The following is a 24,229-nucleotide window of genomic DNA, read 5'->3' as shown; positions in this document are numbered from 1 at the left end:
GATGAGTTGATTACTATTTCGTTACTTGGTCTATGCAGACTTTTTTTTGTTGCTTACTCTTGGCTTCTTCCGTGTTCGTAGCGACTAACTCGCTTCAGGAATCCCCTCAGGAGTCGCTGAATCACTACGTAGCGTTCATGAATCAATCGGTTGACGAGTTGCTCAGCCGATTCAGGATGCTTCAGACGTACCAGAATGAGGTCAAACAATACAAAAAGCGGAGCGACTACCGGCTTCGGCTGCCTTCGTCGGGACCGCTGGAGGAATACTATTACCAGAAGGCTCTGACCGTCAGCGGCCTGACACCGACCGAAAAACAACGTCTGACGGCCAGTACGCAGTCGCTCTGGCAATTGCTCCATAAAATCGATCAGACGGGTAAGGCACTGGAAACCTACGTTCGCCTTAATGATTACCAGCGCGATAACCTCAAGCAGTCCGATGCGTTGATGCGGGAGATGCAGGCGCTCTTTGGGCAGTTCCGCAACGAAAAAGAAGGATTTTATAAACAGGTTCAGCGGGTCTACCGGCGCTACCAGCCTTACCTGCCAACCAACGGCTATCTGTACAGCGAAAAGGAGATGGAGCAGGTGCTGACGGGCCAGAAACAACTGCTGGATACGTTAACGTTTTACCTGGACGAAGATGTCAAAACCCAATGGCCGGTTGAGCTTGTCCAGCAGAGTATGCTGGCGGATGAAAAAGTACTGGCCGGGTTAGGCAAAGCCAGAACAGCGGTTGAGTACCCGGCGTCGGATATGATCGGATCGTTCAAATCGGCTTTGCAGTCACTCCAGGACGTTAAGCGCCGGGCGGTCGACGATCATACGTTTGCGGCTCAACAGTCGTCGCGGCATGGTAACGAGGTGTATTTGTCCTTAATTAATTATTACAACGGCGACCTGCTGGCTACGTATCAGTCGTTCGTTGGTTACAGCGTCCCGGCTAAACGGCTGTTGAATTACCCCAGGTTCTGCCCGGTGTTCACGTTGGAGCCGCCTGTCCCTGCGGCTCAGAAATCAACCCAGACCGAGCCGTTTAAAGACGTTCGTCCGGCCGCGTTTACCATTAAACCCGCTGATGCACCGGCTCCTGTCGCTACGTTCCAGGCCCTAAATGACTACGTAGAGTTCATTAACGAGTCGCTGCGGCAGATGCACCTTGTGCAATTGACCCTGCGGAATTACCAGTGGTCGGCGGAACATTACCGCGATCCGGCCAGCGGCCGACGACGAGCGAACCTAACGTATTCGCACGAAGATTTTAAAGTGCCTAAGTCGGAATACCAACTGCTTCTGAGTGCCAGCCAGCACATTCCGCAACCGTATCGGGCTTCGATCAATGGCCAGGCCGGGGTGTTGATCGCGATGCTGAACGAGATGGATGGCCTGAGCATTGAGCTAATCCGGTATACAAGCGAGAAACAATACCTTGACGATCATCTGAAACGCTCGGATGCAATCCTGGACCGCTACCTGTATCTATTCGATACGTTCGACCAGAAAAAGGAACGACTGTACACCGATGTCCGGCGTATTTATGAAAGCTACCCCGGGGCTGACCCCGGCAGTTCGTGGTCTGTGGCGGGCAAGGCGTTACTGAAAACATTGGACGAAAACAAAGAGATCCTGTTCGGTATCAAGGCGTATCTGAAAAATGAAGCCACTCAGTTACCCGCAGTCGACAAGGTACAGGTTGATGCCCGAGCATTGATTGCGAATGAATATCAAAACCTGAAAGGGCTGCAACGCTACGGACGTAACAATGGCTTATGCCCGTATACGCCCTACGAAGACCTGGCCGAAAATTCGTTGCGCTTTGCCGATATGGCGCAGAAGGTAAAACCGGCTTTTGTTGGGGCTACGCAACAGCGGCATCCGTACGAAGAGTTTTATTACTTCTACAACAACCAGTTGGTTTACCAGTACAACAACTTCAGCGAACTGGCTAAGGTAGGCCTGCTGAAAGCAATTACGCAACCTGACCTTTTCATTTTCCGCCAATCAACGCCATCGACTGCGATTAAAGCCGAGCGACCAGAGCAACCACTGACCGAAACCACAACTCCCGCCGTAGTGAATGGTACGTCCGAGACGCCTACCCCCCTACCCGATCGTAAGCCAGCGATACCGCCAACCAATGGCAAGTCGGTTCAGCACGATACGGTGTATGTAGAGCGGACGCGAACCGACACCGTATACGTAGATCGCGCAAATCTGCGGGACGTAAGCCCGACCTTGAACGGGTTTGCGACCAACAACATGGTCCTGCTGCTGGACGTATCGGCCTCGATGGATTCGCCGTTTAAGCTGCCGCTGCTCAAGCGATCCATTAAATCGCTGTTGAAGCTGCTACGTCCGGAAGACCAGATTTCTGTGGTTGTCTATTCAGGGAAAGCTAAGGTTGCCTTAAGGCCAACTTCTGGCTCGAATGCCGACGAGATTGCCCAGGTAATCGATCAACTCCAGTCGACGGGCGATACCGACGGCAACGAAGGCATTCGGCTAGCATATAAAGTCGCGAATAAGAACTACATCCGGGCGGGCAACAACCGCATTGTGCTGGCCACTGATGGTGAGTTTCCGGTGAGCAATGAAGTGCTGGAGCTGATTGGCGAAAACGCGCAGCAGGACATCTCTCTGACGGTCTTTACGTTCGGCCGGAATGCACAAACCGCCCAGAGTCTGAAAAAACTAACGCAGCTGGGAAAAGGTACGTTTGCCCACGTAACGCAGGAAACCGCCGACCTACGCCTAGTCCTCGAAGCGCAAGCCAGGAAATTGCCATAAGCTAGCGACGTAGTGTCCGTTTCTCAAAACCGACACTACGTCACTAAGCAGGCCACTTTTCCAGGCCAGCGGCTATACGTAGCGCCCGCTGCGTATCTTCCCAGTAAAATCCACTTTCGTAACCAGTGTTGATTCGGTCACAGGTTTCGAGAAAATCATTGGCGGCATCCAACCGGCGTTGCGAGTCGGATGGCTCATCGTCGGGTAGCGGTAGATTGGTTGGTGTTTCCATGCGGCCAAAGGTATACGTTTTCCCGCGAGGGCCATTGCTTCTGAGTGAACTAACAGCGCCCATCCTTTAAGCTCAAATGCCCTCTCAATCCTTAGCAAAAACTAATACCCTAAATCAAAGCCTTTTGACGCTGCGGGTATGCCGGTTTGAAGCCAGCGGGGCATTGGAGTACCTTTCAGGTAATGATCGAAGTACTCCTGAAAACGGCGGGACAAATCCTTTCGATTCGTCAGATTCCGCATCATATGATCTTCACCTTCGTATTGCAGCAGCCAGACTGGTTTCTGGAGCCGGCGGAGAGCCATGAAAAGTTCGATACTTTGTTCGACCGGCACCTGTCCGTCGCCTTCATTGTGGAGGAGCAACAGGGGTGTTTGAATGTTGTCGGTCCGGAAAATTGGGGAGTTCCTAATGTACAGATCGGGGTTCTGCCATAATGTAGCCCCTAACCGACTCTGCGAACGCTCGTATATCCACTGGCGGCTGCTGCCCAACCGGCGTCGTAAGCTACCGTAGGCGCTGACCATGTCGCTAACTGTAGCGCCCGCCGAAGCCGCTTTAAAGCGGTTCGTTCGCGTGATGATATAACTAACCTGATAGCCTCCCCAACTGTGCGACTGAATACCCATCCGTGTCGTGTCGACCCACGAAAATTTCGCTAACTGATCAAGCCCTGACATAACCGATCGATAAGCACTCTCACCTGGTTCGCCGTCTGTATAATGAATGTCAGGAATGAAAATCAGGTAGCCGTTGCTCACGAACATGGGCATGTCCAGAATAGACCCGCTGGGTGACGGTGTGCGGTACATGAACAGTCCATTGGAGTCTTTTTCGTAAAACCAGACAAGGAGCGGGTATTTTTTCGTCGGGTCAAAATTTTCCGGTTTCAGGAGAATGCCTTCGGAAGGCGTGCCGTTCGGTAATGTCCATTGCACCAGCGAGCCGGTTAGCCAGTTGTATTCCTGCTGCTTCGGATTAAGATCGGAGACTTTGCGGAACGTTCGGATGTCGGTCGTTGCGTAGAGATTATACTCGTTGACATCGCCCCGAGAAACCACGTAGCGATTAGCGTTTTTTGCTTTCGACATGCCAGGAAAAGAGTATGAATGTGGACCCATGGTTAGCTCGGCAGGCGGCTCCAACTTGCCGAATCGTAACCGGTAAAAGCCCGCATACTTGGTTCTCCGATTGAAGGCGGGTAATATCAGCTCTTCACCTGAGCGAATAAAGTTCTCTTCACTGTTGATGTCGGCGTATCGGAGTACGGTATGCGTGCTACGCCCCCTGCCGTGGGTTAGGTTAACGGGTACTGTCTGCCCTTTTGGGTCAAGCTGCCAGATGTCGAATTCGGAATGAACCAGCACAGACCGGTCACCCTCTTCCCAGATCGCTACGCCGAAAGGGGACGGATCACCGGGAGCTTCATAGCTCGTATCGAACAACGGCTCCGATACGGCGCTGGAGATATTTTTAACGTGCCCTGTTGCTAATTGACAAGTGAAATAATGCCGCGCCTGCGGATCATACCACAGCGCGTATTGACCTTGGGGCGAAATGGCGAACGTGGTCGTTACCTTCTCCTGAATCAGCGTCCGGGAGCCGTCTTTCGTTGATACGCGGTAAGCGGTTTGACTGGGATTTTCCTGCCACTGTGCCTGTAAGCGTCCGCCCTTGGTGGTAACGCCAAGAACGTAGTCCGAATCGCCGTCATTATCGAGCAGAACATCTTCCAAATCTGCATCAGCTAACTGAACTAGCCGCCGGTTTGCCAGGTGCATAACGGCCATGAACGTTCGTTTCGACTCCTGATCGAGTTGCTTGGCCTGCTGCGGCTGCAAATAATCTTCCTGATAATGCCAAAGCGTTAGCTTGGGCTGTGGACCCTCTAAGGGCTTACGGATGGCTTGTTGTGGCTTTACCCCGACATACAGTCGATTCCCGCTTTTGCTGAAACGTAGCGTTGCGCTCTCGCTGAGGATATAGCCGGATTTTAGACCGGTTGCATGCGTATCAATTATAACTTCAGCCCGGCCACCCCCAAGCTTAGCAAGCCAAAGTTCAACCGCCTTTTCGGAATCTTTTGTCGCAGCAATAAACGCCAGTTGGGTTGCCTTTGAGTCGAATGTTATTGATTGTACCTGCGTCAGATTTTGAGCAATGGTGTCCCTGGTATTCTTTGTCAGATTGATCAGGACAATGTCCGAGCTTGTCGGCGTTTGCTTTGACACTACGTTCAATACGAGCGCTTCGCCCTGTTTACTAAACACAAAATCGTTGACACCCTCGTAGGTTCGGGACTGGCCGGTTTGGGTGTCGAGCAGCACGAGAGGCAACCCTTTCGTGGTAGACTGTGGAGCTAGGGTTGTTACGGATGGCTGGGCAGCCGCTAACAGAGTTGGCTGGTTTTGGGTGTAGCCAATCCATCGACCAGATGCTTCTGGATGTTTAATGTCTTTCACCCCTGGCAGCAGTATTAGCTTGTAAGTGGCCAAAGCCAGTACCCCAACCGTATCGGGTTGTGAACCGCTAGCTGGTAATGGCTTTGCCGGGAAGGGAGCTTTGACACGGAATAAAATGTGTCGACCATCCGGCGTGAACGTAGCCCGGTACGCTCGCGGAAAAATCTGCTTATTACGTCCATCAAATGATTGGACGACTAATTCTGCATCACCTTCATGTGGACCGACGCCATACAAAAACCAGTTCCCATCCGCGCTTATTTTTCGCTCGGTAAAGCTCTGCCAAAACTCATAGGCCGACCAGTCGAGTGGCTTCTTTTGGGCAAAGCCGACATTCAACAAACCCGCACAAAAAAGAGAAGGGATAAGGACAGCCGTTGCCAACGACCTTTGTCAACTATATACATACGGTTCAAGAGCATTTGTCTGCCCAAAGCAAGCCCGTAACCGGCGTATTCATGTAAAAACTGGCAATACTTTACACGTTTTTCGCCGTTTCTGCGTGTTGCAGCCGGTATTCGGACGGGGTTTGTCCCGTAAACTTCTTGAAGGCTGAGTTGAAGGTGACGCGGTTATTAAAACCACAGTCAATAGCGATGGCCGTAATCTTTTCATCGCCCAGCAACAGCCGCTTCGCTTCTTCGATCCGACGGCTATTGATAAAGTCGGGGAACGATTGCCCAACCTGTTCATTGATCACCTGAGAAACGTACTGAGGAGGTAAATTCAGTGCCGTAGCGAACTGGTCGAGGCTAACGTCGGGCAGCAGATAAGGCTTCTGATCGTGGGTATACTGATTGATCCTGTCGGCTAAGGATTGGCTGGCCGAATCGGTTAACGGAGATTTCTGGTATTTCGCTGGCTTCGCTTTCGGAATTAACGTATCGGGATATTGAAAGGCCGTATACGCCAGCGCATAGACCGCCACCGTGAACAGTATACGGGTGACATGCCCGAACAGGTTATAATACCCCATGCCGAGAGTTACTTCGACGCGATATATGACCGTGCTGATGGCAAACACCGCAAAAAACAAGAGAATACGACGTAACATCCGCGCCTGATCAGGAGTACTGCTTTGGGCGTACTGCCACATCCGATACCCATAATACATCAACAAACCCGTCATGATAACGTCCGAAATCAGGAAATACGGATTAGCGGGCAACAGGCCATGCTGTTGACTCTCCTGAATGACCATCTGCTGCTTAGCGGCTCCTGACTGAACGATGACAGGCAACACAATGAAGAGTAAGCCAACCCAAGGTATGAAGTGAGCCAGATGCTTCCACTGAAACCGCGTTTGGCCGTGCAGCGAGTACCAGACGTATAGATAAACCAGCGGCCCAAACAGCAGGAAAACACCTGATGACGTTTTATACAAATGCGGATAGTATTGCAGAAGCTGATGGTAGGATAAGAAATAATACAGCGTGTTGTAGCTGAACAGAAATACCAGAGTGCCCAACAGACGATTCGATACGCGATTGTTGGTTTTCTTGAAGCCAATCAGCAGAGCCAGGCAAAACCCCTGCAAAGCACCTGCCAGATAAAGATACGTAATGGCCTGAATAAGAGAGCGCATTCTGTAATTAAAATTAAAATAAATGAGCCAAACGCCCTGTATAAACCAAGCTTGTCAGTGATCTTTAAGTCGTGAGACACAACTGGTCTTCCATGCGCGCTTAACACAAATATATCACGATCGAGACAGACAACCTGACCTTACAGTAAGGCTACGAAAACGTTACGTTTCCTCTAACGGACGTTTCTAACAAGTTAATTTTCATCCAGTGAATGACGTAGTTTGACAACTCAATCCATAAGCTTTTTCGGAAATCAACGAGCGCTGCGTATACTTGAGCTTTGACTCCTAAACCCTGGTTCCCTCGCAACGCCTACGGCTATGAGCATACTGAAAAAACTATTTGGTCCCTACAAGGATGAGGTGTGGAACCAACTCGCCGACGAGATACACGCAGATTTTGTGGATGGCGGTTTCTGGAAAGGAAGTAAAGTACAGGCAACAGTTGGCGAATGGACGGTTACGCTGGATACATATACCGTGTCGACCGGGAAAGTGACCACTACGTACACGCGGATGCGGGCACCCTATGTCAACAAGGACGGCTTTTGGTTCAAAATATACCGGAACGGTTTCTTCAGCGGAATCGGCAAGTGGCTGGGTATGCAGGATGTAGAGTTGGGGTATCCCGAATTTGACGAACAGTTTATCATCCAGGGAAACGATGAGGACAAACTTCGGCTGTTGTTTGCCAACCCCAAAATACGGGCGTTAATCGAAGCCCAACCCGAGATCGGCCTGGAGGTAAAAGATGATAACGGCTGGCTATCAACGCCATTTCCCGAAAACGTTGATCTATTGACCTTTCAGGTCGTTGGGGTAATTAAGGATGTGGAGCGATTGAAATTAGTGTACAGCCTGTTTGCCGAAACCCTCAACCACCTCTGTATCATCGGATCGGCCTACGAAGACGACCCCAATATAGTGCTGAGCTAATGCGGGTCGCCTATACTATTTGCTGACGCTCGTTAAACCAATCCAAAACATAAACTCCCAGACATGGCTACCACATCTGGGAGCTTATGTTTTGAAACGAAATGTCTCTTTACTTCGCTTTCCAAGTGTTGTTCGCGGTGTCAGCATCCATGAAGATGCCGCCTTCCAAACGAACAGACTGCACCTTCTTTTTGGTAGGCACCTTCACCACCGCCTGACTCTGATTGCTTTGCCAGATAGCGGGTGTCTGATGGAAGGTTTCTTTCGCGCCATCGGCATACTGTACAACTACATCGACAGGCGCTACGTAACCGCCGATGTTCTGAATGATAATGGTGCTCTGCGTTGCCGAAGTCGTTACCTGCTGAATGGCCAGATCAATGTAATTGTTGCTGAAAAACCAGTTATTCCAGAACCAGTTCAGGTTTTTGCCCGACGCATTGTTAAAGCTGTAAAACATATCCCAGGGCGTTGGGTGTTTGCCGTTCCAGCGATTCATGAACTCGTGCAGGGCCTTTTTGAACAGGGCGTCGCCCAGTAGCTCCTTTAGGGCTAGATACCCGATAGCGGCTTTGCCATATTCATTGTTACCCAGGGCTGCTCCACTCAATACGTTAGCCGGCGTTATGATCGGTAGATCCTCTTCGGCCGACGGATCGGAACTCCAGTAGGCAACCCGAAACTGCTGGAAATTTCGCGTGGCCGTTTCGGTACCTAAGTTGTTTTGGCTAATCAGGTACTCAAGCGCCGTCACCCAGCCTTCGTCCATGAACCCGTACCGCGTTTCGTTGATGCCCATGTAGAACGGAAACCAGGTGTGCGCAATCTCATGCTCGGCCACAAAGCGTGAGAAGTTAAGGTCATTGGTTGGGGAGTCGTTAACCATCATCGGATACTCCATATCAGCGAAACCCTGCACCAGAGTTGTTTTCGAATAGGGGTACGGAACACCCGGCCAGTTAGTCGAGAACCAGTCCAGCGCGTGCCGGCCGAAGCGGACCATCTGGTGAAAATCCTGGGCGTCGTCCAGGAAAGCAGCCTGAACACTCGCCCGTCGACCGGTCTTTTTGTCGACCACCACACTCGACGCGTCCCATACGTAGTGATTACTGAGGCACAGGGCAATATCGGCAATGTTGCTGGCCTTCCAGCGCCAGGTGTTCATGTTCTGCTGCCGCGTTACGTTACCAGCCGTTACCTCCTGAAGGGTTGCTACGTGCAGTATGGAGTCTGAGCGCATTGACTCGCGCAGACGTTGGGCGTAGGTTGGCTGCAGCACCTCATCCGCGTTTTGCAAATCGCCGGTGCTCCAGACAATGTAGTTCTTCGGTACGTTTACGTTCACCGTATAGTCGTTGAAGTCGCTGTAGAATTCCTGGGCTTCGGTGAAGGTCGTCTGGTCCCAGCCATAGTAATCGTCGTAAACGGCCACCCGCGGATAGAAGTATGCCAGGAAGAAAGTCGTTGAATCGAGCGCCCCTTCCCGGTTTGTCTCCACCGATACGTCGTAATGCCAGTCGAACGATAGTTTAACCGAATCGCGGGGAAGCAGGGGTTTAGTCAGCCGAACGCCTTTTGCCGTAGCATTGCCCGCGTCCTGCCAGGTTTTCTGAGCGCCATTTTCGGCATACTTGTCGATATGGACGCCCGAGGTTAGGTATTTATCCGAGAACATATTCTGTCGGATAGCGCCCGGTTTATGGCTGTTCAGGAACAGCTTGAATACCAGCCCCTGTAAAGTATCAGGGCTGTTGTTGATATACGTAATTTCTTCGGTACCCTGAACGGTTCGGCTGGGCGGGGCCGCCGTGACGGTGATGGCATAGCGGGCTGTATTCTGCCAGTAATTTTTCCCCGGCCGGCCATCCATCGAGCGGGTTCCTTTCTGGTACGCCTTTTTGATGTTACGTGGCATATACAGCGTCTGGGCCTGTACGGCACCGACGATCAACGCCATAAAGAGAGTGAGCGTGGAATGTCTCATGAAATTTTGGTATTGGTCAACAAAGTTGCAGTCATAACTAGGCATTAGCGAAAGTGGCAAGATAAGCGCTTCGTCAGAAAAAGCAGACATTGAAGCGGATGAGCGATGCCATGAGGTGTTCAACGGTAAACCAGGTCGCGTAAAACGCCTTCTTGCCTGATGCCCGCTAAGTCTGACGAATAGGTAGGGACGTTAGTTGTAACTCCGGTTCCGGACGCATCGGGTGCGACGTACAACACAGTAAGTTTACGCCATTCACTACGTTGATTACGTTCTGCGTTTCTGTCGGGTGCTGACGATAATGTTTAACTTGCCGCATGGATTCCTCGATTTTAATCATTGTACTGAGCTTATCAGTACTGATTTCGTACGCGTTCGACTTATTCAGTAGCCGTTTCAAAACACCGTCGGTCCTGCTGCTGCTGGTACTGGGTATGCTGACGCGCCAGGCAACGAACTATTTTGATGTCCAGCTCCCGTATATCAACGCCATATTGCCGACGCTCGGAACGCTGGGCCTTATTCTGATCGTGCTGGAAGGGGGGCTGGATCTGGAACTTCACGCGGAGAAACTCGGGGTACTGCGTCGAACGTTGCTGGCCTCGCTGCTATCGATTATTGGTGGCACCTTGTTAATGGCGGGTGTTCTGTATTTACTTCTGAATGATTCGTTTTACCATTGCTTAATTGCCGCGCTGCCGTTTTCCATCATCAGCAGTGCGGTGGCCATTCCGAGCGTATCAAACCTGTCGTTCAGGCAGTACGAATTTGTCGTTTACGAGTCAGCGTTTGCCAGCATTCTAGGCGTAATGGCCTACAATTTCCTGCTGCTAAGCCGTGATTCGGTCTTTGGGGCGGTTCTGTCATTTACGCGCGATACGGTGGCGATGGCGTTCATTTCGCTGGGCTGCTGCTTTCTGCTGCTGTATCTAATCGGGCGAATCAATCACCGGATTAAATTCCTGCCCATTATATCCGTACTGTTTCTGGTCTACGCACTGGCCGAGATTTACCACCTGTCGTCCCTGCTGCTGATCCTGATTTTCGGCTTATTTCTGAACAATACCGAACTGTTTATCCGGGGGCGACTGAGCGAAATTCTTAAAAATGATCTGTTCGAGAAAGAACTGGAGCAGCTCAAGAACCTGACCGCCGAAGGGGCTTTCGTTGTCCGGACGTTCTTTTTCCTGCTTTTCGGGTATGCGGCCGTGCCTCAGGAACTCATTGATGTCGATGCCCTGATTGTAAGCGGCATCTTTATCGCCATCATTATTGGCTGGCGCTGGGTTACCCTGCAAACAACGTATCGCGGCCCGTCGAGACCGCTGTTGTGGATCGCGCCCCGCGGCCTGACCACAATTCTGCTCTACCTGAATATTCCGGAAGACCTGAGGCTGCTGGGGTTTCGGGCGGGCATCCCGATGTTGATTGTTGTGCTGTCGTCCCTGCTGGTGATGGCCGGGGTAGTCGGCTACAAAGCTGAGCCCGAAGACTAAAAATCAGGCTTATACATACCGCCAGAACGACCACAATCGCCGGTTTTGCAGATACGTAAGATCGCTATCATTCGCGAAGGCTTCGCGCTCGAAACCAATGTTCCGGTAGGCCGTGTAGTGGTCGCGGTGCCGGAGCCGCCGAACCACATACTCCAGGACGTACCATACATAAAAGGGCAGAATACCCAGCTCAGCCTGTTGCCGCAGGTGAATCCGTTCGTGGTTTACCAAGGTAGGCGAGGGGTTCGGCTGACGGACCAGAATGAACGGAAACAGCGCCATGCCGTCGGGTCCAAGCGAGGAAATCTGGATAATAAACCGGTTCTTTGCCATCATTTGTATGACAAAATTAGGGCTGATCCAGTTCTGTAGGCCATGACGCTGACCTTAATTCTCTTCTTTATTGCGGGCTACCTGCTCATCACGGTTGAACATTCAATTGGCATCAATAAGGCGGCCACGGCCTTGTTAACAGGGGCCATCTGCTGGACAGTGTATGCCCTGACGGACCAGAATGTTGAGGAAGTCGGCCAACAGTTAGGGGAACACCTGGCGGAAATTTCCGAAATCCTGTTCTTTCTGATCGGGGCAATGACCATTGTGGAATTGATCGATGCGCATGATGGCTTCACTATATTTACCGATCGAATTGCTAGTCGCAACACGCGCGTTCTGCTCTGGATTATCAGTTTTTTAGCCTTCTTTTTGTCAGCGATTCTGGACAACCTCACGGCTTCCATCGTGATGGTGTCCGTGCTGCGCAAGCTGGTGCGCGATCCTGACCAGCGGAAAGTGATGGCGGGCATGGTGATCATTGCCGCCAATGCAGGTGGTGCCTGGTCCCCCATCGGCGACGTAACCACGACCATGCTTTGGATTGGAGGACAGGTAACTACGATCAACATCATCACAACCCTGTTTATTCCGAGCGTAGTGTCGCTGCTGGTCCCGTTAGCGATTCTGACCTTCATGTACAAAGCCCAAACGGAAGCCTCGGTTGCCACGGCGAAGCAAGGCATCAGCCGCCCCTACGTAACGCCCAAAGCCCGGCGCGACCGACAACTGATGCTGGCCGTCGGACTAGGTGGCCTGCTGTGGGTGCCTATTTTCAAGACTGTAACGCATTTGCCGCCCTACATGGGTATGATGATGGCCCTGGGCTTTATCTGGGTAGTATCCGAGTTGATTCACAAGGACAAAGACGAAACCGATCGGCAGCGTTATTCAGCGGCTTACGCGCTCAGCAAAATCGATACGCCCAGCATCCTGTTTTTTCTGGGGATACTGCTGGCCGTTGGTGCGCTTGAAGCTACGGGCCTGTTACGTGGCCTGGCTCAGTCGCTGAATGATTCCATCGGCAATCTGGACCTCATCGTTCTGTTGATTGGCTTAGCCTCGGCGGTAGTCGATAACGTACCGATTGTAGCCGCGGCAATGGGGATGTACGATCTGCAAATCTACCCTACCGACGCCAAGCTGTGGGAGTTTCTGGCGTACTGCGCCGGAACGGGGGGCAGCATTCTGGTCATTGGCTCTGCGGCTGGAGTAGCCGTAATGGGCATGGAGCGCCTGGAGTTTGGCTGGTATCTGCGCCGAATCAGCTGGCTCGCGTTCATAGGCTACATAGCGGGCGCGCTGGTGTACCTTGCCGAGTTCTGGCTGCTGTAGCGCTACGGATTAACGGTCATTTCTTCGCTGTTGGCACGCAAACAATCGAACTCCTGATTCAACCGGTTCGTTGCTTGCGCTGCGTCGTTGGGCGCAAAATTTTTGGGTGCAGGAGCCAGTAAGATCAAGTTTGCGCCAAGCAACTCCTACTGATCTTTTCTTACACCCATGCTCGTTCTGGCACCACTCCCGTTTATTTTACTGCTTTGTTGGCTACCGTTGTCCGGTTGGTTAACCGGGCCCGTCAAGAATGGTCAACCCGATACGTTAACCGCTAACAAACGACTCAAAAATCGAAGCGGGTACGTCTCGTTTCTGGGTATTACGGTTTCGCTTGTCCACCGGTTGCGGTCAGTACGTAGTACGTTGTCCAGGGTATTTATTAGAGTCAGCCTTTTCCTTGTGCTGGTTTTGTGGGAATGCTCCGGCGTTAAACAAGCCGATTCGGTACCAGATCCAGGTAGGCATCAGGCAGCTTCGGCTACCTTCACCTGGGCAACGGACTTATGCGATTACCAAAGCACTTACAATCCAGCTCTGTATACGCGTGGTAGCAACTTCACAACGAGCAGAAAAAGCAAAGCGGCCTGCCGGAGCAACTGAATAGGGAGTTCAGAGAGACATTTGACTCCCCCAATCAACTCGCGTTTGCCAGGGTTGAGCTGATGGCCTACGGCTGATGGAATCACATCAAACCGAAGGTGCAGTACGTAGCGCCGGACGCTCGAATGGAGAACGAATTTAAAGCGCTCTTCGGCACCAATCAATCTACATGCGCCAATCCTTAGCGGAGTTGAACCAGAGTTAAATATGGGATCGAATACGTGTCTTTCATCGCATTGCGTTGTCCATATCTTATCATCCTGACGGCAACACAGTCCTTATAGCTACGGTTACTAACGTCGTTCTCATCGGGCATCGAAACCGCTCACCTTAGCGTAACCTTACGTTTCCGTTCTCCAGGAAGGTAAGTTTGTTCAGACAACGAATTGCTCATGACTGGTATAACCTTACTCCTCGGTGCAACGGCAGGAACGGGCTACGAAGCCGCGCAAAAGCTCCTGTTCGCCAATCAACCCATCCGTATCATTGCCCGCAATCCGGAAAAAGCCCGGAAGTTGTTTGGCCAGCCCCGCGCTGAACTCGTTATCGGCGACCTGACCACACCCAACGAGGCTTTCTACCGGGCGTTTCAGGGTGTCGAAACCATTCTGTTCACGGCTGCCGTTCCGCCCGGTTTCGCCAGTGAAGCTAAACTATGTGCGGTTGATTATGGAGGGCTTGTAGCGGCACTGGATGCGGCCCGAAAGGTAAGTTTCCGGGGACGTTTTGTGTACATGAGCACGATTGGACTTCAGTACCGGACGTGGTTCATCAGCCTGCTCAACCTGATAAAAACCAACGTAATTCATTGGCGACTCGAAGCCGAAAAGGTCGTCATGCAAAGCGGCTTACCCTACACGATTGTGCGAGCCGGGGTGCTGCGCAACCAGCCCGAAGGCCGCAAACCGATTCAATTGTTCCCCCACGACCTTCCTATTACGTTGTCGACCCAGATTGGTCGCGCCGACATGGCCTATTTATTCATTTTGTTTGCCCAGCAGGAAGCCGTTCGTAACCAGGTAATCAATGCTGCTTGGGGTGGCGATGGTCTATCGGTGCTCGACCAATTGAGCCGATTAGCCTACAAAGCCCGTTAACTTTTGAATCCTTTCACGACCGAGCTGATCAGCAACGGATACCCGATAAGCGAAAATATACCGCCTAAAAAGCCAAAGACCATCGGCAATATCAACCCGTCTAATCCCTCCAGCGTGACCGTCTGCGGGTCATTGGGCAGGTACCATAACGTTACGGTCTCTCCGATCTCAAAACTTGGGGGCGAGGTATAGGTCTGCGAATAGTACGTAACGGACTTTCCCGCAGCCGTCGTAAACTGCACGACCGGAGCCTGGGTCGACGTAGTACGTCCGGAGCTGGTCTTGTTGTAACGGGTGTCAACGACCACGCCCCGCGTTTTAACGCCGGTTTTCATGATCTGCTGCGTCGACTGCCAGGTGTAGTAAGCAACACCCATGAAGATCGTGCCGACAAACGCAAAGAGGCCAACTAAGGCCACGCCAAGTACACGTTTCGATTCCATTCTAACAATACGTAGTACGGTAAATTAAGCTAGCCAATTACTGGCCTACTGAACTGTCCACCAATGTTATACAGGTGCTTTAGAGACGCCAAACGTACTTTTTTTTAAGAACTTCCTTCCGGACTTTTGAGTATTCGGCAGGTCGGATTACTACTCTGCTCCCGCTACCGCTTTCCCGGCTTATTTCCGTTTAACTACGTCGTACTGGATCACCGTCAATCGGCCGGACTGATCCTGTACGATTCGTATCGCTATTCATGGCCTTTCATCCGGCTTTGACCACCATTCGCTACTTTATTTTTTGACCTCCCTCCTTCTCAACTGCAACTTTGACTCATTAAAGAACCCAGCCACTGCTCACAAACGCAGCTGGCCTTAAACAACCAAACAATACCAATGAACACGTTCCCAAATTCCGCATCGGCTCCGGCCACCTCCCCTAACCCGATTACCCACTACCTGACCGTTCTGAAAAAATACGCCGACTTCAAAGGCCGCGCCCGCCGGAGCGAATACTGGTATTTCGTACTGGTAAACGTGGGAGTGTCATTCGCCATCGGCTTCACTATTGGTCTCTTTTCTCAAACGGCTGCCGCCTACGCAAATACAATATACACCTTAGCCATTCTGGTACCAGCCATTGCCGTTTGCGTACGGCGCATGCACGATCTCGACAAAGAATGGTGGTATGCGCTGATCCCGATCTATAACTTCATCTTGGCCATCAGCGAAGGTACCAAAGGCCCAAACCAGTACGGTCCCGATCCTAAAGCGGAAGCAACGGTTAATGTTATTAAATCAGTGGCTTAAGCTTTTCTATCCTTCCTCTTTTATTAATCCATTAACGAAGCGCTGGTAAAAAATAATCTGTTTGCCAGCGCTTTATCTTTTCTGTTCACCATGGCAAACGAAAAAACGATGATCGACGAATGGGCCGTTAAAGATCTCGAAGATGGCTCTTCATTACGTATCACAGTCCTGGGCTGCACTGAATTAGGCAACCAATCGCTCCCTGGCATTCAGGTGCTGTACATGGGCAACACCATCAACTACGAACCCCTGATCACCGAGCGTTGGGCGTATCAGGCCTCGAAAAAAGGCGTTCGTGAGTACCTGCTGGAAGATTATTCCTGGATGATACACGACGATCAGTTCGTAAAAAATTACCTGGTGCTGGATTCACCGCTTAAAGTGAAAGTAGAGGTAAAAACGCGCAGTTCGAAGATCATCGCCAAAGAGTACGAATTACCGTTCGAGGTGTAGCAATTAGTCATGAGAAATCTTCTGCACACGTTCGTGCTGCTCGCTATCGTTTTGACGAGCGCCCGCTGCGAACGCAGAGTAGCCGCCGATGTCAGCGAAAACCAAGTCGCTGCACTAACACCGGCAAGTGACTCGGCTCAGGCGGCCCAATCGGTAGTTGCGTTTCTACAGTGGTACAAAAAGAACCTTGGGGCGGTGAGCCGAATTGATCTGGTCAATCAGGATGAGGTCAGGGGCTATTCCGTGAATTTCAAAAATAGCGAGCAGTATCTCGCTTACCTGAAAAAGAGCAACGGGCTAACCGAGCGCTACCTCAACGACTGGCGGACGTATTTCAAGGAACGCGACGCAGGATTCCGGTTAGCGCGTCAGAACGAAGGCCCACCTACCGGATTCGACTATGATCTGGTAATGCTGAATCAGGATGTCGACGAGCAGATGGACTCGCTGAACCGGCTTACCATTAACGACGTAGCGATCGCAAAAAATCAGGCAACGGTAACCTGTACGCTCTTTATTACGTACGAGTTCCGGCTTGTACGACGTAACAACCGCTGGCTGATCGACGAAATCCTGAACCTCAGCGACGAATAGCAGACAGCTGAAAATGAACGAACCGAAAGCGGATCACTCTGAGCCGACCAGCGATAGTGCTTTCAATTCTGCTACCTGCCCATTCGGGACCGATCCCGCCTGTAGCAGAATCCGGTGATTCCCCCTGGACAAGGTAAGTTTTCCCAACGCCAGCCAGGCCCAGGGCTTTTCGTACACTTCTTTCCGGGGAATCCGGTCGGGGCTGGGCTTCAGGGGTGGGTCGAAACTGGTTTGGATGGTTTGTTGCAGCGTCTGATTTCCGGCCGTAAGAGTTAATAGCGCTCCAAGAGCGGCAGCTCCAGCGGTGTACTGCAGGCTCAGTTGATAGACCCCTGGTCGCTCTACTTCCACGTCCCACCAAATTGAATCGGCGGGTGACCGCCAGTTTACCAGCCAGTCATTGGCCCAACCATTGCCCTGTTTGTAGCGTATGTTCCCCGAAAAATGAGCCTCCGGTGCCTGCAACAACACCCGTCGGCCTGCCACCGGCACTGGCCGGGAAGAGTTTATCGTTTGGGAAACTTCCCCGAACCAGCGGTCGTAGGCCGCTTGCAGCATCTGCACCCGCTGGGGCTGGATAGCCGCCAAATCAGTTGATTGCGACGGATCGCCCAGCATATCGTACAATTGAGTCTGTTCCTTTTGGCGCACCAGTCGGTACTGAGCCGTACGAACTGCCCCTGGCTGGGCAGGCAGTCGGCCCGCGCTCATCCCGGCCACGTGAGTGAACAGCAGGCGGTCAGGCAGCGTATCGACCTTGCCCAACACCAGGTCTGCCAGGCTTCGGCCATCGATCGGGTTGGTGGGTCTAAAGCGCAGCCCACACAAGTCGACCAGCGTCGGCAGTAAATCGATATGGGCCGTATTGGGTCGAATTCGGGTTTGAGGCCGTATCCTTGCCGGCCAGCGCATGAATAACGGTACGCGCACACCCCCTTCGTCGACAGACCCTTTGATGCCCTTCATTTGGCCATTGAACCGGTGGCCGTTGGGACCGTTGTCGGTCGCAAACACAACAATCGTGTTTTGGGCTAACCCCAGTTGGTCCAGTCTTACCAACAACCGCCCCACGTTATCGTCTATGTTTTCAACCATGCCGTAGATGCTGGCCTGCTCATTGTCCAGCCCCTTGGCCTTATACTTGTCAAAATACCGGTCGGGCACCTGGTGGGGGCTATGGGGGGCGTTGAACGGTACGTAACAGAAGAAAGGCCGGGCTTTATGCTTACTGATGAAGTGCAAAGCGGCATCCGTCAATACGTCGGTGATAAATCCTTTCGTGGGTACCATGCGGTCGTTCTGCTGCAAGTCGGTATCGAAGTAGTTATTCCAATGGCCTGCACAAAAGCCCAGAAACTCGTCGAATCCTTGTCCATTCGGGTCTTCCGGCGCGTGTTCGCCGTTGTGCCATTTGCCAAAACAGCCAGTGGCATAGCCGTTCTGGCGAAACACTTCGGCCAGGGTGAGTTCAGCGCTACGCATGCGCTCCCAGCCCTGCGTTACCGAAACCGTGCCCGTGCGGAGGTGGTAGCGACCCGTAAGCAGGCTGGCGCGGGTAGGCGCGCAAAGCGGACTGACGAAAAAGCGGTCGAACTGGGCGCCATTGCGGGCCAGGCGGTCTATGTTGGGCGTTTCGACAAACCGATTGCCGTGTAGACTCAGGTCACCCCAGCCCTGGTCGTCAGTCAGGATAAACACTACATTGGGCCTGACAGCGGCTGCCGGCAGGATAGTATTCAACCCTAATGCGATCCCTGCGCCGGTGATCAGCGCAGCTAGACCTGCCCAAAAAGGAATTTTCATGGCTACAGTAATTGGTCAATTTAAATCGGTCCTTGAAGGCTCAGAAGCTCAGGCGTAACAGATACCAAAAGTAACGAGGCTCTTTCCCTACTGAACAATTTTCAGTTAATCGTCTGATTCAATTCAGGACAAGCAATCAAACTAAAGAGGTGAGCAACAGATTCACTCAAAGGCGACGTAGTTGATCTACAAGTTTATGCTCACACTGTTGGTATTGATACGCCATAAAAAACGGCCCGGTCGTGCTTTGGGAATGACAAAGATTGAGCTAATTTAGACAGGGAGATCAGTCCTTATCTACTTCACTACCGTCTGTTTTAGGAACCACGCACAACGTAGTAACAGTAGCTAGCTCGTTCTTTAGCGACAGGTAACGCGTTTCTATTTGCATTAAAAACGCCCGGCGTTCCGTATACTCTCGGAACGCCGGGCGTTTTGACCATCTCGTTTCAGGCTGCATTCAGGCAGCAGCCTCCGCTTCTTCCTGAGGTTGCTGAACGGCACTTGGGTCCATAAACATGATCTCCCAAAGGTGGCCGTCTAAATCCTGAAAACTGCGGTAGTACATAAAACCCTGATCCTGCGTTTCGTTTGACTGGGTTGCGCCAGCGGCCAGGGCCTTATCAACCAGTTCGTCGACCTGCTCACGGTTTTCGGCTGACAGGCAAATAATGGACTCCGTCACTTTCGTTGCATCGGCAATTTCCTTCTTGATAAAGGTTTTGAAAAATTTCTCGACCAGAAGCATCACGTATATGTCTTCGCTGATAACCATGCACGTAGCGTTTTCGTCGGTAAACTGCGCGTTAAACGAGTAGCCAAGCTGGGTGAAGAAGTCAACAGAACGGTTAAGGTCCTTTACGGGCAGATTAACAAAAATTTTGGTTGCCATGAGCGTTGTTGTTTAAAGTTTACCTAGCAAAGATACTAGCTCCTCAGGGCTCTGTAGGCGTATAATTGCGACAATAACCGGGTGGTTTGCGACAGCGTTTCTAGCGGAGAAACGCCGGGTAATTTTCGGGCTAAAAAGCCCTGACAAAGTATGCTGAGAACGTATAATAACGGGTAGCTGCCCGACGAACGCAGTTCAAAAACAAACGATAAAAACAATATTGCCGGTTTAGCGAACAAAGTAAAACGGTTGAGAGTCTACTAAAGGATAGTAGCTACGTTTATGGATAGTACAGCAAGCAGCGTTTTGATTACGGGCGGAGCCTCCGGTATTGGCTGGGCACTGGCCGAACGATTTCTTCAGGCCGGTAGTGACGTAGTAATCTGCGGACGCCGGATCGACAAATTGCAGGAAGCCCAGCAGCAGTACCCTCAACTCAAAATTCATCAGTGCGACGTAGGGCAAGCCTCCGAGCGGGCAGCGTTGCTCGATTGGGTACGTAGTGAGTGTCCACAGGTTAACGTACTGATCAACAATGCCGGCATTCAGCGCAGAATGAAGCTCGCCGAAAACCAGGCGGACTGGAGCCAGAGTCAGCAGGAAATTGCCATTAATCTGGAAGCTCCGCTGCATTTGTCGACCCTGTTCATTCCGCATTTTCTTGAGCAACCCAAAGCCGCAATCATTAACGTAACGTCTGGCCTGGCGTTTGTGCCCGGCGCCTTTGCCCCCATCTACAGTGCGACCAAAGCAGCCCTGCATTCGTTCACTATATCGCTGCGGCACCAATTAGCCGGGACCTCCATTGAGGTGATCGAGTTGGTACCGCCCGCGGTTAACACCGATCTGGGCGGCACGGGTTTGCATACCTTTGGCGTACCGGTAGGCGATTTTGCCGATGCCATGATGAAAGGGCTTGATGCCGGAGCGTTAGAGATCGGTTACGGTACGTCAGAACGGAACCGGATGGCTTCGCGGCAGGAGATCGACGAAATTTTTAAGCAGATGAACAGCCGTTTTTAAACGCTGGTGATGCATTTTTAAGCGGCTGATGTGCGCCTGATAAATTTTACTGTACTTACTCTAAATACTACCTAAACCTATCAATTTACCTCCATCCTATGTTTCGATCGTTACGTCTACTTGTCATTCTGTCGGCTGCGGCCCTGCTTAGCTTTGGCTTCAAACCAAAGCCTAAACCTGTTGTGCTTGCTTACGTCGGCGGTTATCGCGGCCTGGTCGACGTCGACCAGATTGCCGCCGAAAAACTGACACATATCAACTACGCCTTCGTCGACATCAAAAAGAATCGGGCGTGGCTGCACAACCTCGCCACGGATTCCATCAACTTCCGGCGGCTCAACAATCTTAAACTACGTAATCCGGATCTGAAAGTTCTGATATCAATCGGCGGCTGGGCCTGGAGCGAAAACTTCTCCGACGCCGTTTTGAGCGATACGTCAAGGACAGCCTTTGTGGCGTCAGCGGTCGATATTGTCCGGCAGTATCAGTTAGACGGCATCGACATTGACTGGGAGTACCCGGGCATGAAAGGCGAAGACAACGTGTTTCGTCCCGAAGACAAAGAGAATTTTACGCTGATGTTTAAAGCGATGCGCGAACAGCTGAATGGACTCAAACAGCAGACTGGCAAAGATTACCTGGTGACAACGGCTATGCCCGGTTTCAACGAAATCTTCACCCATACCGACATGGGGCAGGCGCAGCAGTACCTCGACTACATCAACGTCATGTCGTACGACCATTACACGGGAGGTCCGCTGGCCGGTCATCATACCAACCTCTATCCATCAGGTAAAGCCGATCACGAGTCATCAGGTGATCGTGCCGTAAAGCTGTACAAGAAGGCCGGGGTACCTGCCGAAAAGCTTATACTCGGCATCGCGTTCTACGGCCGGGCGTGGCAATTACAGAACAACGACCCCAAAGCTCAGCCACGCACCATTGCGAAAGTGGAACGGGGCGGGGGATACAGTTTTATTAAAGACAGTCTGCTGACGAATCCTTCGTACAAACGCTACTGGGACAAACGTGCCAAAGCGCCCTATCTCTACAATGCCGACCTGAAGCGGTTTGTCTCCTACGATGACGAAGAATCCGTGAAAGCCAAGTGTCGCTACGTACAGAAACACGGCCTGGCGGGTGTAATGTTCTGGGAATACTTCAGCGACCCGAAAACCTACCTGCTCAGCGAGATCAACCGGCAGTTTCAGTAAGGGGTCACCCGCTTATTTTCTGTAAGGGGTTGAAGTATTTGTCGTTATGGGGATAGGCGTCAGCAATTACAATGACTGATCAGTCAGCATTAAAGCAACGCCTATTCGCATTTAACACCGTCCAATCGGAAGAATTTTACGGCCACTGGCAACACGCCGGTTGTATCAACGAAGCCTTTCAGGGCAAAAATGCCGACGAATTTTGGTGTAATGCCAAATTCATACCGGGCTACTTCTTTGAATGAGTAGTCCTCAACGGGGCTGGCTGAGTACAGAAACCGAAACTTTTGCCCCTGCTTTTCAACCCGTAACGCGAAGTGTTTCAGGTTAGTCACTGCCAGACGTCGGTCGCCAGGATTATGTAACGAAAATAAAGGCTGATGAGTGATTTCCTCCAGATTAGCATATCCCTTGCCATACGAAGCGACCGCCTGAACCAGAATTTCGCCCGGTTTGACATAACCCCCAAAGAAATCGTTGTAGGAAAGCGATATTCGAATACTTTTTCCGGTAAAGGTTGTGTCCTCCAGTAACACGATACCCGCTTGTTGCCAGTTGGCGCTGGGCACAAACTCAGTAACGTGTACTTCTGTTCGGAAACAGTCGTTTTGAATGCTCCGAACCAACAGGTTCTGAATTTGGGGCGCTTCACCCGTTTTATGCCAGTTATCTCCTTTGAGCGTAAACAGCGTCAACCGCTCTGGCGATTCCCCTCTCCTACGCCAGAAAGCCTCGTTTTTGGCGTGTACAAACCAGCCATTTTCTTGAAGTGAGGACTCGTCGATTGCGTGAAAATCGTCGGTAAATTGTTCTAATTCTGGTTTCTTGAATACAATAAAAAGACAAGCTACGGCCACCCCAACCAGGCCAATGAGCCAACCGATTGGCACCTTATCCCGCCTTTTTGTTCCAACTAATTCCGGCCTGGCTGACGGAGTTGCCTGCTCGCGATACCGGAACCAGTACGGGTAATGGTCTTCATTCCTTTTCCGCTCTGCTTCTGTCGTAACCGGAGCCCCGACTACGTAACGGGCCAACGTATCGAGGGTAGCTATTGAAGGATTTTCCTGTCGTCCGGAATCCGGATTAAGCAGATAGATGGCGTAGTTCTTAATACTTCGCCAACCAATAATCAACCCTGTGTTTTCGTCAATCGCATTGCTGAGGTGTCTGCTTTCGGCTTCCGAGAGGGCACTATCCAGCGGATGACCGAAGCATTTCTCAACTACGGCGGTAAACAAAGTGGCGAACGCCCGTCGGTCTAACTCGTCCATATCGCAAATGTCATCTATCTATGCGCCAAGCCGAATAAGCTTACAAGCTGGAAACGTGATTTCCGCAACGTTTCTGCTCTAATTCCGCCCATTAAATACTACTAGATGAAGCTTTGCTGAAACGTTCGTCGCTTCGGCAATTTATCTTATGAAAACGGCATTACTGCTTTGCTCACTCGTTGGCGCTTTGTCTGTTCAGGCCCAGCAACTCCAGCTTCATTACGATTTCAGGCATTTCATCGATCCGAGTCTGAACAAACGGAACTTTGCCTCACTCACCTACGAATATTTCAGGAGTAACGACTCTACAGGCTCATTCTTGCTGAAAATGCAAACCGACTTCAGTGGCGAAAATAGCAATATCGGCCAGCTCTTTTTGCAGGTTTCTAAAAATCTACGCTATTGGCGGCCGCCTGTTTATCTGTCGCTGACCTACAGTGGTGGCCTGGGCGTTGCCCCACCCTCGTACGGATACTACCTCTCCAATTCATTTGGCGCTGGCGTAGCCTATCCCTTTCAGTGGAAGGGGGCCTGGTTTAGTACCAGCGTTGTGTATCGGTACAATGCCTTCGCAAAGCCAAGTCATGACGCACAATTTACGTTTTACTTTGGAAAAGGCTTTTTTCAGTACAAGCTTCTGGTAGCAGGAAGTCTGGTTGGATGGAGCGAAAACCGGAATCAGGGTACAGATTTTACAGTTGGGCAGCGCGGCAAAAAAATTGCGTTCTTCGGCGATCCGCAGGTATGGCTCAACGTTTCGAAAACGCTGTCCGTAGGGTCAAGAATCAATGTATACTACCACACCCTGACGACCGAAAACCGCGTTCAGGTCTACCCTACCCTGGCCTTAAAAACTCAGTTTTAGGGCTTC

20 protein-coding genes are annotated in these 24,229 nt (G+C 51.4%); 11 read left to right on the top strand and 9 right to left on the bottom strand.

All coding sequences use genetic code 11. From position 1 onward, the window contains the following. Positions 1-59 precede the first annotated feature (59 nt). Positions 60-2,789, top strand: coding sequence for a vWA domain-containing protein (locus ACYVBJ_RS11065; protein ID WP_460982361.1), 2,730 nt, complete (start codon positions 60-62; stop codon positions 2,787-2,789). A gap of 43 nt (positions 2,790-2,832) precedes the next feature. On the opposite strand, the gene ACYVBJ_RS11060 is transcribed toward ACYVBJ_RS11065, so the two are convergent. From ACYVBJ_RS11060 to ACYVBJ_RS11050, 3 genes are all read right to left on the bottom strand, one after another. Beyond that, positions 2,833-3,021 carry a hypothetical protein gene (locus ACYVBJ_RS11060; RefSeq protein WP_460982360.1) on the bottom strand — a complete coding sequence of 63 codons (189 nt, stop codon included), beginning with the start codon at positions 3,019-3,021 and terminating at the stop codon, positions 2,833-2,835. Between the two features lie 101 nt (positions 3,022-3,122). Further along, on the bottom strand, positions 3,123-5,867 hold the full coding sequence (locus ACYVBJ_RS11055) for an alpha/beta hydrolase family protein (protein WP_460982359.1): 2,745 nt from the start codon (positions 5,865-5,867) through the stop codon (positions 3,123-3,125). 94 nt (positions 5,868-5,961) lie between these two features. After that, positions 5,962-7,068, bottom strand: a complete 1,107-nt coding sequence (locus ACYVBJ_RS11050; RefSeq protein ID WP_460982358.1) for a helix-turn-helix domain-containing protein — start codon at positions 7,066-7,068, stop codon at positions 5,962-5,964. Between the two features lie 321 nt (positions 7,069-7,389). On the opposite strand from ACYVBJ_RS11050, the gene ACYVBJ_RS11045 reads away from it, so the two are divergent. After that, the gene (locus tag ACYVBJ_RS11045; RefSeq protein WP_460982357.1) at positions 7,390-8,004 is read left to right on the top strand and encodes a DUF3137 domain-containing protein; all 615 of its coding nucleotides are present in this window, start codon (positions 7,390-7,392) and stop codon (positions 8,002-8,004) included. A gap of 109 nt (positions 8,005-8,113) precedes the next feature. Here ACYVBJ_RS11045 and ACYVBJ_RS11040 read toward each other — a convergent pair whose 3' ends face one another. Beyond that, on the bottom strand, positions 8,114-9,988 hold the full coding sequence (locus tag ACYVBJ_RS11040) for a M1 family metallopeptidase (RefSeq protein ID WP_460982356.1): 1,875 nt from the start codon (positions 9,986-9,988) through the stop codon (positions 8,114-8,116). A gap of 317 nt (positions 9,989-10,305) precedes the next feature. On the opposite strand from ACYVBJ_RS11040, the gene ACYVBJ_RS11035 reads away from it, so the two are divergent. Next, entirely contained in the window at positions 10,306-11,484 is a 1,179-nt protein-coding gene (locus tag ACYVBJ_RS11035; RefSeq protein ID WP_460982355.1) for a cation:proton antiporter, read from the top strand. 9 nt (positions 11,485-11,493) lie between these two features. On the opposite strand, the gene ACYVBJ_RS11030 is transcribed toward ACYVBJ_RS11035, so the two are convergent. Further along, positions 11,494-11,820: a hypothetical protein gene (locus ACYVBJ_RS11030; protein WP_460982354.1), complete on the bottom strand. Its 327-nt coding sequence runs from the start codon at positions 11,818-11,820 to the stop codon at positions 11,494-11,496. Between the two features lie 39 nt (positions 11,821-11,859). Here ACYVBJ_RS11030 and nhaD point away from each other — a divergent pair, with 39 nt between their 5' ends. Both nhaD and ACYVBJ_RS11020 read left to right on the top strand, forming a co-directional pair. Further along, a complete protein-coding gene (nhaD, locus tag ACYVBJ_RS11025) occupies positions 11,860-13,152 on the top strand; it encodes a sodium:proton antiporter NhaD (RefSeq protein WP_460982353.1) in 1,293 nt (430 codons plus the stop codon). Between the two features lie 995 nt (positions 13,153-14,147). Further along, positions 14,148-14,852, top strand: coding sequence for an NAD(P)H-binding protein (locus tag ACYVBJ_RS11020; RefSeq protein WP_460982352.1), 705 nt, complete (start codon positions 14,148-14,150; stop codon positions 14,850-14,852). On the opposite strand, the gene ACYVBJ_RS11015 is transcribed toward ACYVBJ_RS11020, so the two are convergent. After that, a complete protein-coding gene (locus ACYVBJ_RS11015) occupies positions 14,849-15,295 on the bottom strand; it encodes a DUF3592 domain-containing protein (protein ID WP_460982351.1) in 447 nt (148 codons plus the stop codon). The genes ACYVBJ_RS11020 and ACYVBJ_RS11015 overlap by 4 nt on opposite strands. A 396-nt stretch (positions 15,296-15,691) precedes the next feature. Between ACYVBJ_RS11015 and ACYVBJ_RS11010 the strand changes: the two genes are divergently transcribed. From ACYVBJ_RS11010 to ACYVBJ_RS11000, 3 genes are all read left to right on the top strand, one after another. Next, positions 15,692-16,105, top strand: a complete 414-nt coding sequence (locus ACYVBJ_RS11010; RefSeq protein WP_460982350.1) for a DUF805 domain-containing protein — start codon at positions 15,692-15,694, stop codon at positions 16,103-16,105. Between the two features lie 90 nt (positions 16,106-16,195). Beyond that, the gene (locus ACYVBJ_RS11005; protein WP_460982349.1) at positions 16,196-16,558 is read left to right on the top strand and encodes a hypothetical protein; all 363 of its coding nucleotides are present in this window, start codon (positions 16,196-16,198) and stop codon (positions 16,556-16,558) included. Between the two features lie 9 nt (positions 16,559-16,567). Continuing rightward, a complete protein-coding gene (locus ACYVBJ_RS11000; protein ID WP_460982348.1) occupies positions 16,568-17,152 on the top strand; it encodes a hypothetical protein in 585 nt (194 codons plus the stop codon). 33 nt (positions 17,153-17,185) lie between these two features. On the opposite strand, the gene ACYVBJ_RS10995 is transcribed toward ACYVBJ_RS11000, so the two are convergent. Both ACYVBJ_RS10995 and ACYVBJ_RS10990 read right to left on the bottom strand, forming a co-directional pair. Beyond that, on the bottom strand, positions 17,186-18,955 hold the full coding sequence (locus tag ACYVBJ_RS10995) for an arylsulfatase (RefSeq protein ID WP_460982347.1): 1,770 nt from the start codon (positions 18,953-18,955) through the stop codon (positions 17,186-17,188). A 460-nt stretch (positions 18,956-19,415) separates the two neighbouring features. Then, positions 19,416-19,847, bottom strand: a complete 432-nt coding sequence (locus tag ACYVBJ_RS10990) for a VOC family protein (RefSeq protein ID WP_460982346.1) — start codon at positions 19,845-19,847, stop codon at positions 19,416-19,418. A gap of 282 nt (positions 19,848-20,129) precedes the next feature. Here ACYVBJ_RS10990 and ACYVBJ_RS10985 point away from each other — a divergent pair, with 282 nt between their 5' ends. Together ACYVBJ_RS10985 and ACYVBJ_RS10980 are read left to right on the top strand one after the other, a co-directional pair. Further along, positions 20,130-20,870, top strand: coding sequence for an SDR family oxidoreductase (locus ACYVBJ_RS10985; RefSeq protein ID WP_460982345.1), 741 nt, complete (start codon positions 20,130-20,132; stop codon positions 20,868-20,870). 98 nt (positions 20,871-20,968) lie between these two features. Then, entirely contained in the window at positions 20,969-22,084 is a 1,116-nt protein-coding gene (locus ACYVBJ_RS10980) for a glycoside hydrolase family 18 protein (RefSeq protein ID WP_460982344.1), read from the top strand. 101 nt (positions 22,085-22,185) lie between these two features. On the opposite strand, the gene ACYVBJ_RS10975 is transcribed toward ACYVBJ_RS10980, so the two are convergent. Beyond that, the gene (locus ACYVBJ_RS10975) at positions 22,186-23,358 is read right to left on the bottom strand and encodes a hypothetical protein (RefSeq protein ID WP_460982343.1); all 1,173 of its coding nucleotides are present in this window, start codon (positions 23,356-23,358) and stop codon (positions 22,186-22,188) included. A 148-nt stretch (positions 23,359-23,506) separates the two neighbouring features. Between ACYVBJ_RS10975 and ACYVBJ_RS10970 the strand changes: the two genes are divergently transcribed. Beyond that, positions 23,507-24,223, top strand: coding sequence for a DUF5020 family protein (locus ACYVBJ_RS10970; RefSeq protein WP_460982342.1), 717 nt, complete (start codon positions 23,507-23,509; stop codon positions 24,221-24,223). Positions 24,224-24,229 lie beyond the last annotated feature (6 nt).

This window comes from Spirosoma fluminis (assembly GCF_054778895.1).
The sequence above is the reverse complement of the archived record's forward strand: the minus strand, read 5'-3'. Positions and strand labels throughout refer to the sequence as shown.

What these genes read in the sequence shown, in the direction of transcription:
- ACYVBJ_RS10990 (WP_460982346.1), bottom strand. Translation starts at nt 19,847, where the DNA reads ATGGCAACCAAAATTTTTGTTAATCTGCCCGTAAAGGACCTTAACCGT.
- ACYVBJ_RS11050 (WP_460982358.1), bottom strand. Translation starts at nt 7,068, where the DNA reads ATGCGCTCTCTTATTCAGGCCATTACGTATCTTTATCTGGCAGGTGCT.
- ACYVBJ_RS10995 (WP_460982347.1), bottom strand. Translation starts at nt 18,955, where the DNA reads ATGAAAATTCCTTTTTGGGCAGGTCTAGCTGCGCTGATCACCGGCGCA.
- ACYVBJ_RS10970 (WP_460982342.1), top strand. Translation starts at nt 23,507, where the DNA reads ATGAAAACGGCATTACTGCTTTGCTCACTCGTTGGCGCTTTGTCTGTT.
- ACYVBJ_RS11030 (WP_460982354.1), bottom strand. Translation starts at nt 11,820, where the DNA reads ATGATGGCAAAGAACCGGTTTATTATCCAGATTTCCTCGCTTGGACCC.
- ACYVBJ_RS11005 (WP_460982349.1), top strand. Translation starts at nt 16,196, where the DNA reads ATGGCAAACGAAAAAACGATGATCGACGAATGGGCCGTTAAAGATCTC.
- ACYVBJ_RS11020 (WP_460982352.1), top strand. Translation starts at nt 14,148, where the DNA reads ATGACTGGTATAACCTTACTCCTCGGTGCAACGGCAGGAACGGGCTAC.
- ACYVBJ_RS11010 (WP_460982350.1), top strand. Translation starts at nt 15,692, where the DNA reads ATGAACACGTTCCCAAATTCCGCATCGGCTCCGGCCACCTCCCCTAAC.
- ACYVBJ_RS11060 (WP_460982360.1), bottom strand. Translation starts at nt 3,021, where the DNA reads ATGGAAACACCAACCAATCTACCGCTACCCGACGATGAGCCATCCGAC.
- ACYVBJ_RS11000 (WP_460982348.1), top strand. Translation starts at nt 16,568, where the DNA reads ATGAGAAATCTTCTGCACACGTTCGTGCTGCTCGCTATCGTTTTGACG.
- ACYVBJ_RS10975 (WP_460982343.1), bottom strand. Translation starts at nt 23,358, where the DNA reads ATGGACGAGTTAGACCGACGGGCGTTCGCCACTTTGTTTACCGCCGTA.
- ACYVBJ_RS10980 (WP_460982344.1), top strand. Translation starts at nt 20,969, where the DNA reads ATGTTTCGATCGTTACGTCTACTTGTCATTCTGTCGGCTGCGGCCCTG.
- ACYVBJ_RS10985 (WP_460982345.1), top strand. Translation starts at nt 20,130, where the DNA reads ATGGATAGTACAGCAAGCAGCGTTTTGATTACGGGCGGAGCCTCCGGT.
- ACYVBJ_RS11015 (WP_460982351.1), bottom strand. Translation starts at nt 15,295, where the DNA reads ATGGAATCGAAACGTGTACTTGGCGTGGCCTTAGTTGGCCTCTTTGCG.
- nhaD (WP_460982353.1), top strand. Translation starts at nt 11,860, where the DNA reads ATGACGCTGACCTTAATTCTCTTCTTTATTGCGGGCTACCTGCTCATC.
- ACYVBJ_RS11045 (WP_460982357.1), top strand. Translation starts at nt 7,390, where the DNA reads ATGAGCATACTGAAAAAACTATTTGGTCCCTACAAGGATGAGGTGTGG.
- ACYVBJ_RS11035 (WP_460982355.1), top strand. Translation starts at nt 10,306, where the DNA reads ATGGATTCCTCGATTTTAATCATTGTACTGAGCTTATCAGTACTGATT.
- ACYVBJ_RS11040 (WP_460982356.1), bottom strand. Translation starts at nt 9,988, where the DNA reads ATGAGACATTCCACGCTCACTCTCTTTATGGCGTTGATCGTCGGTGCC.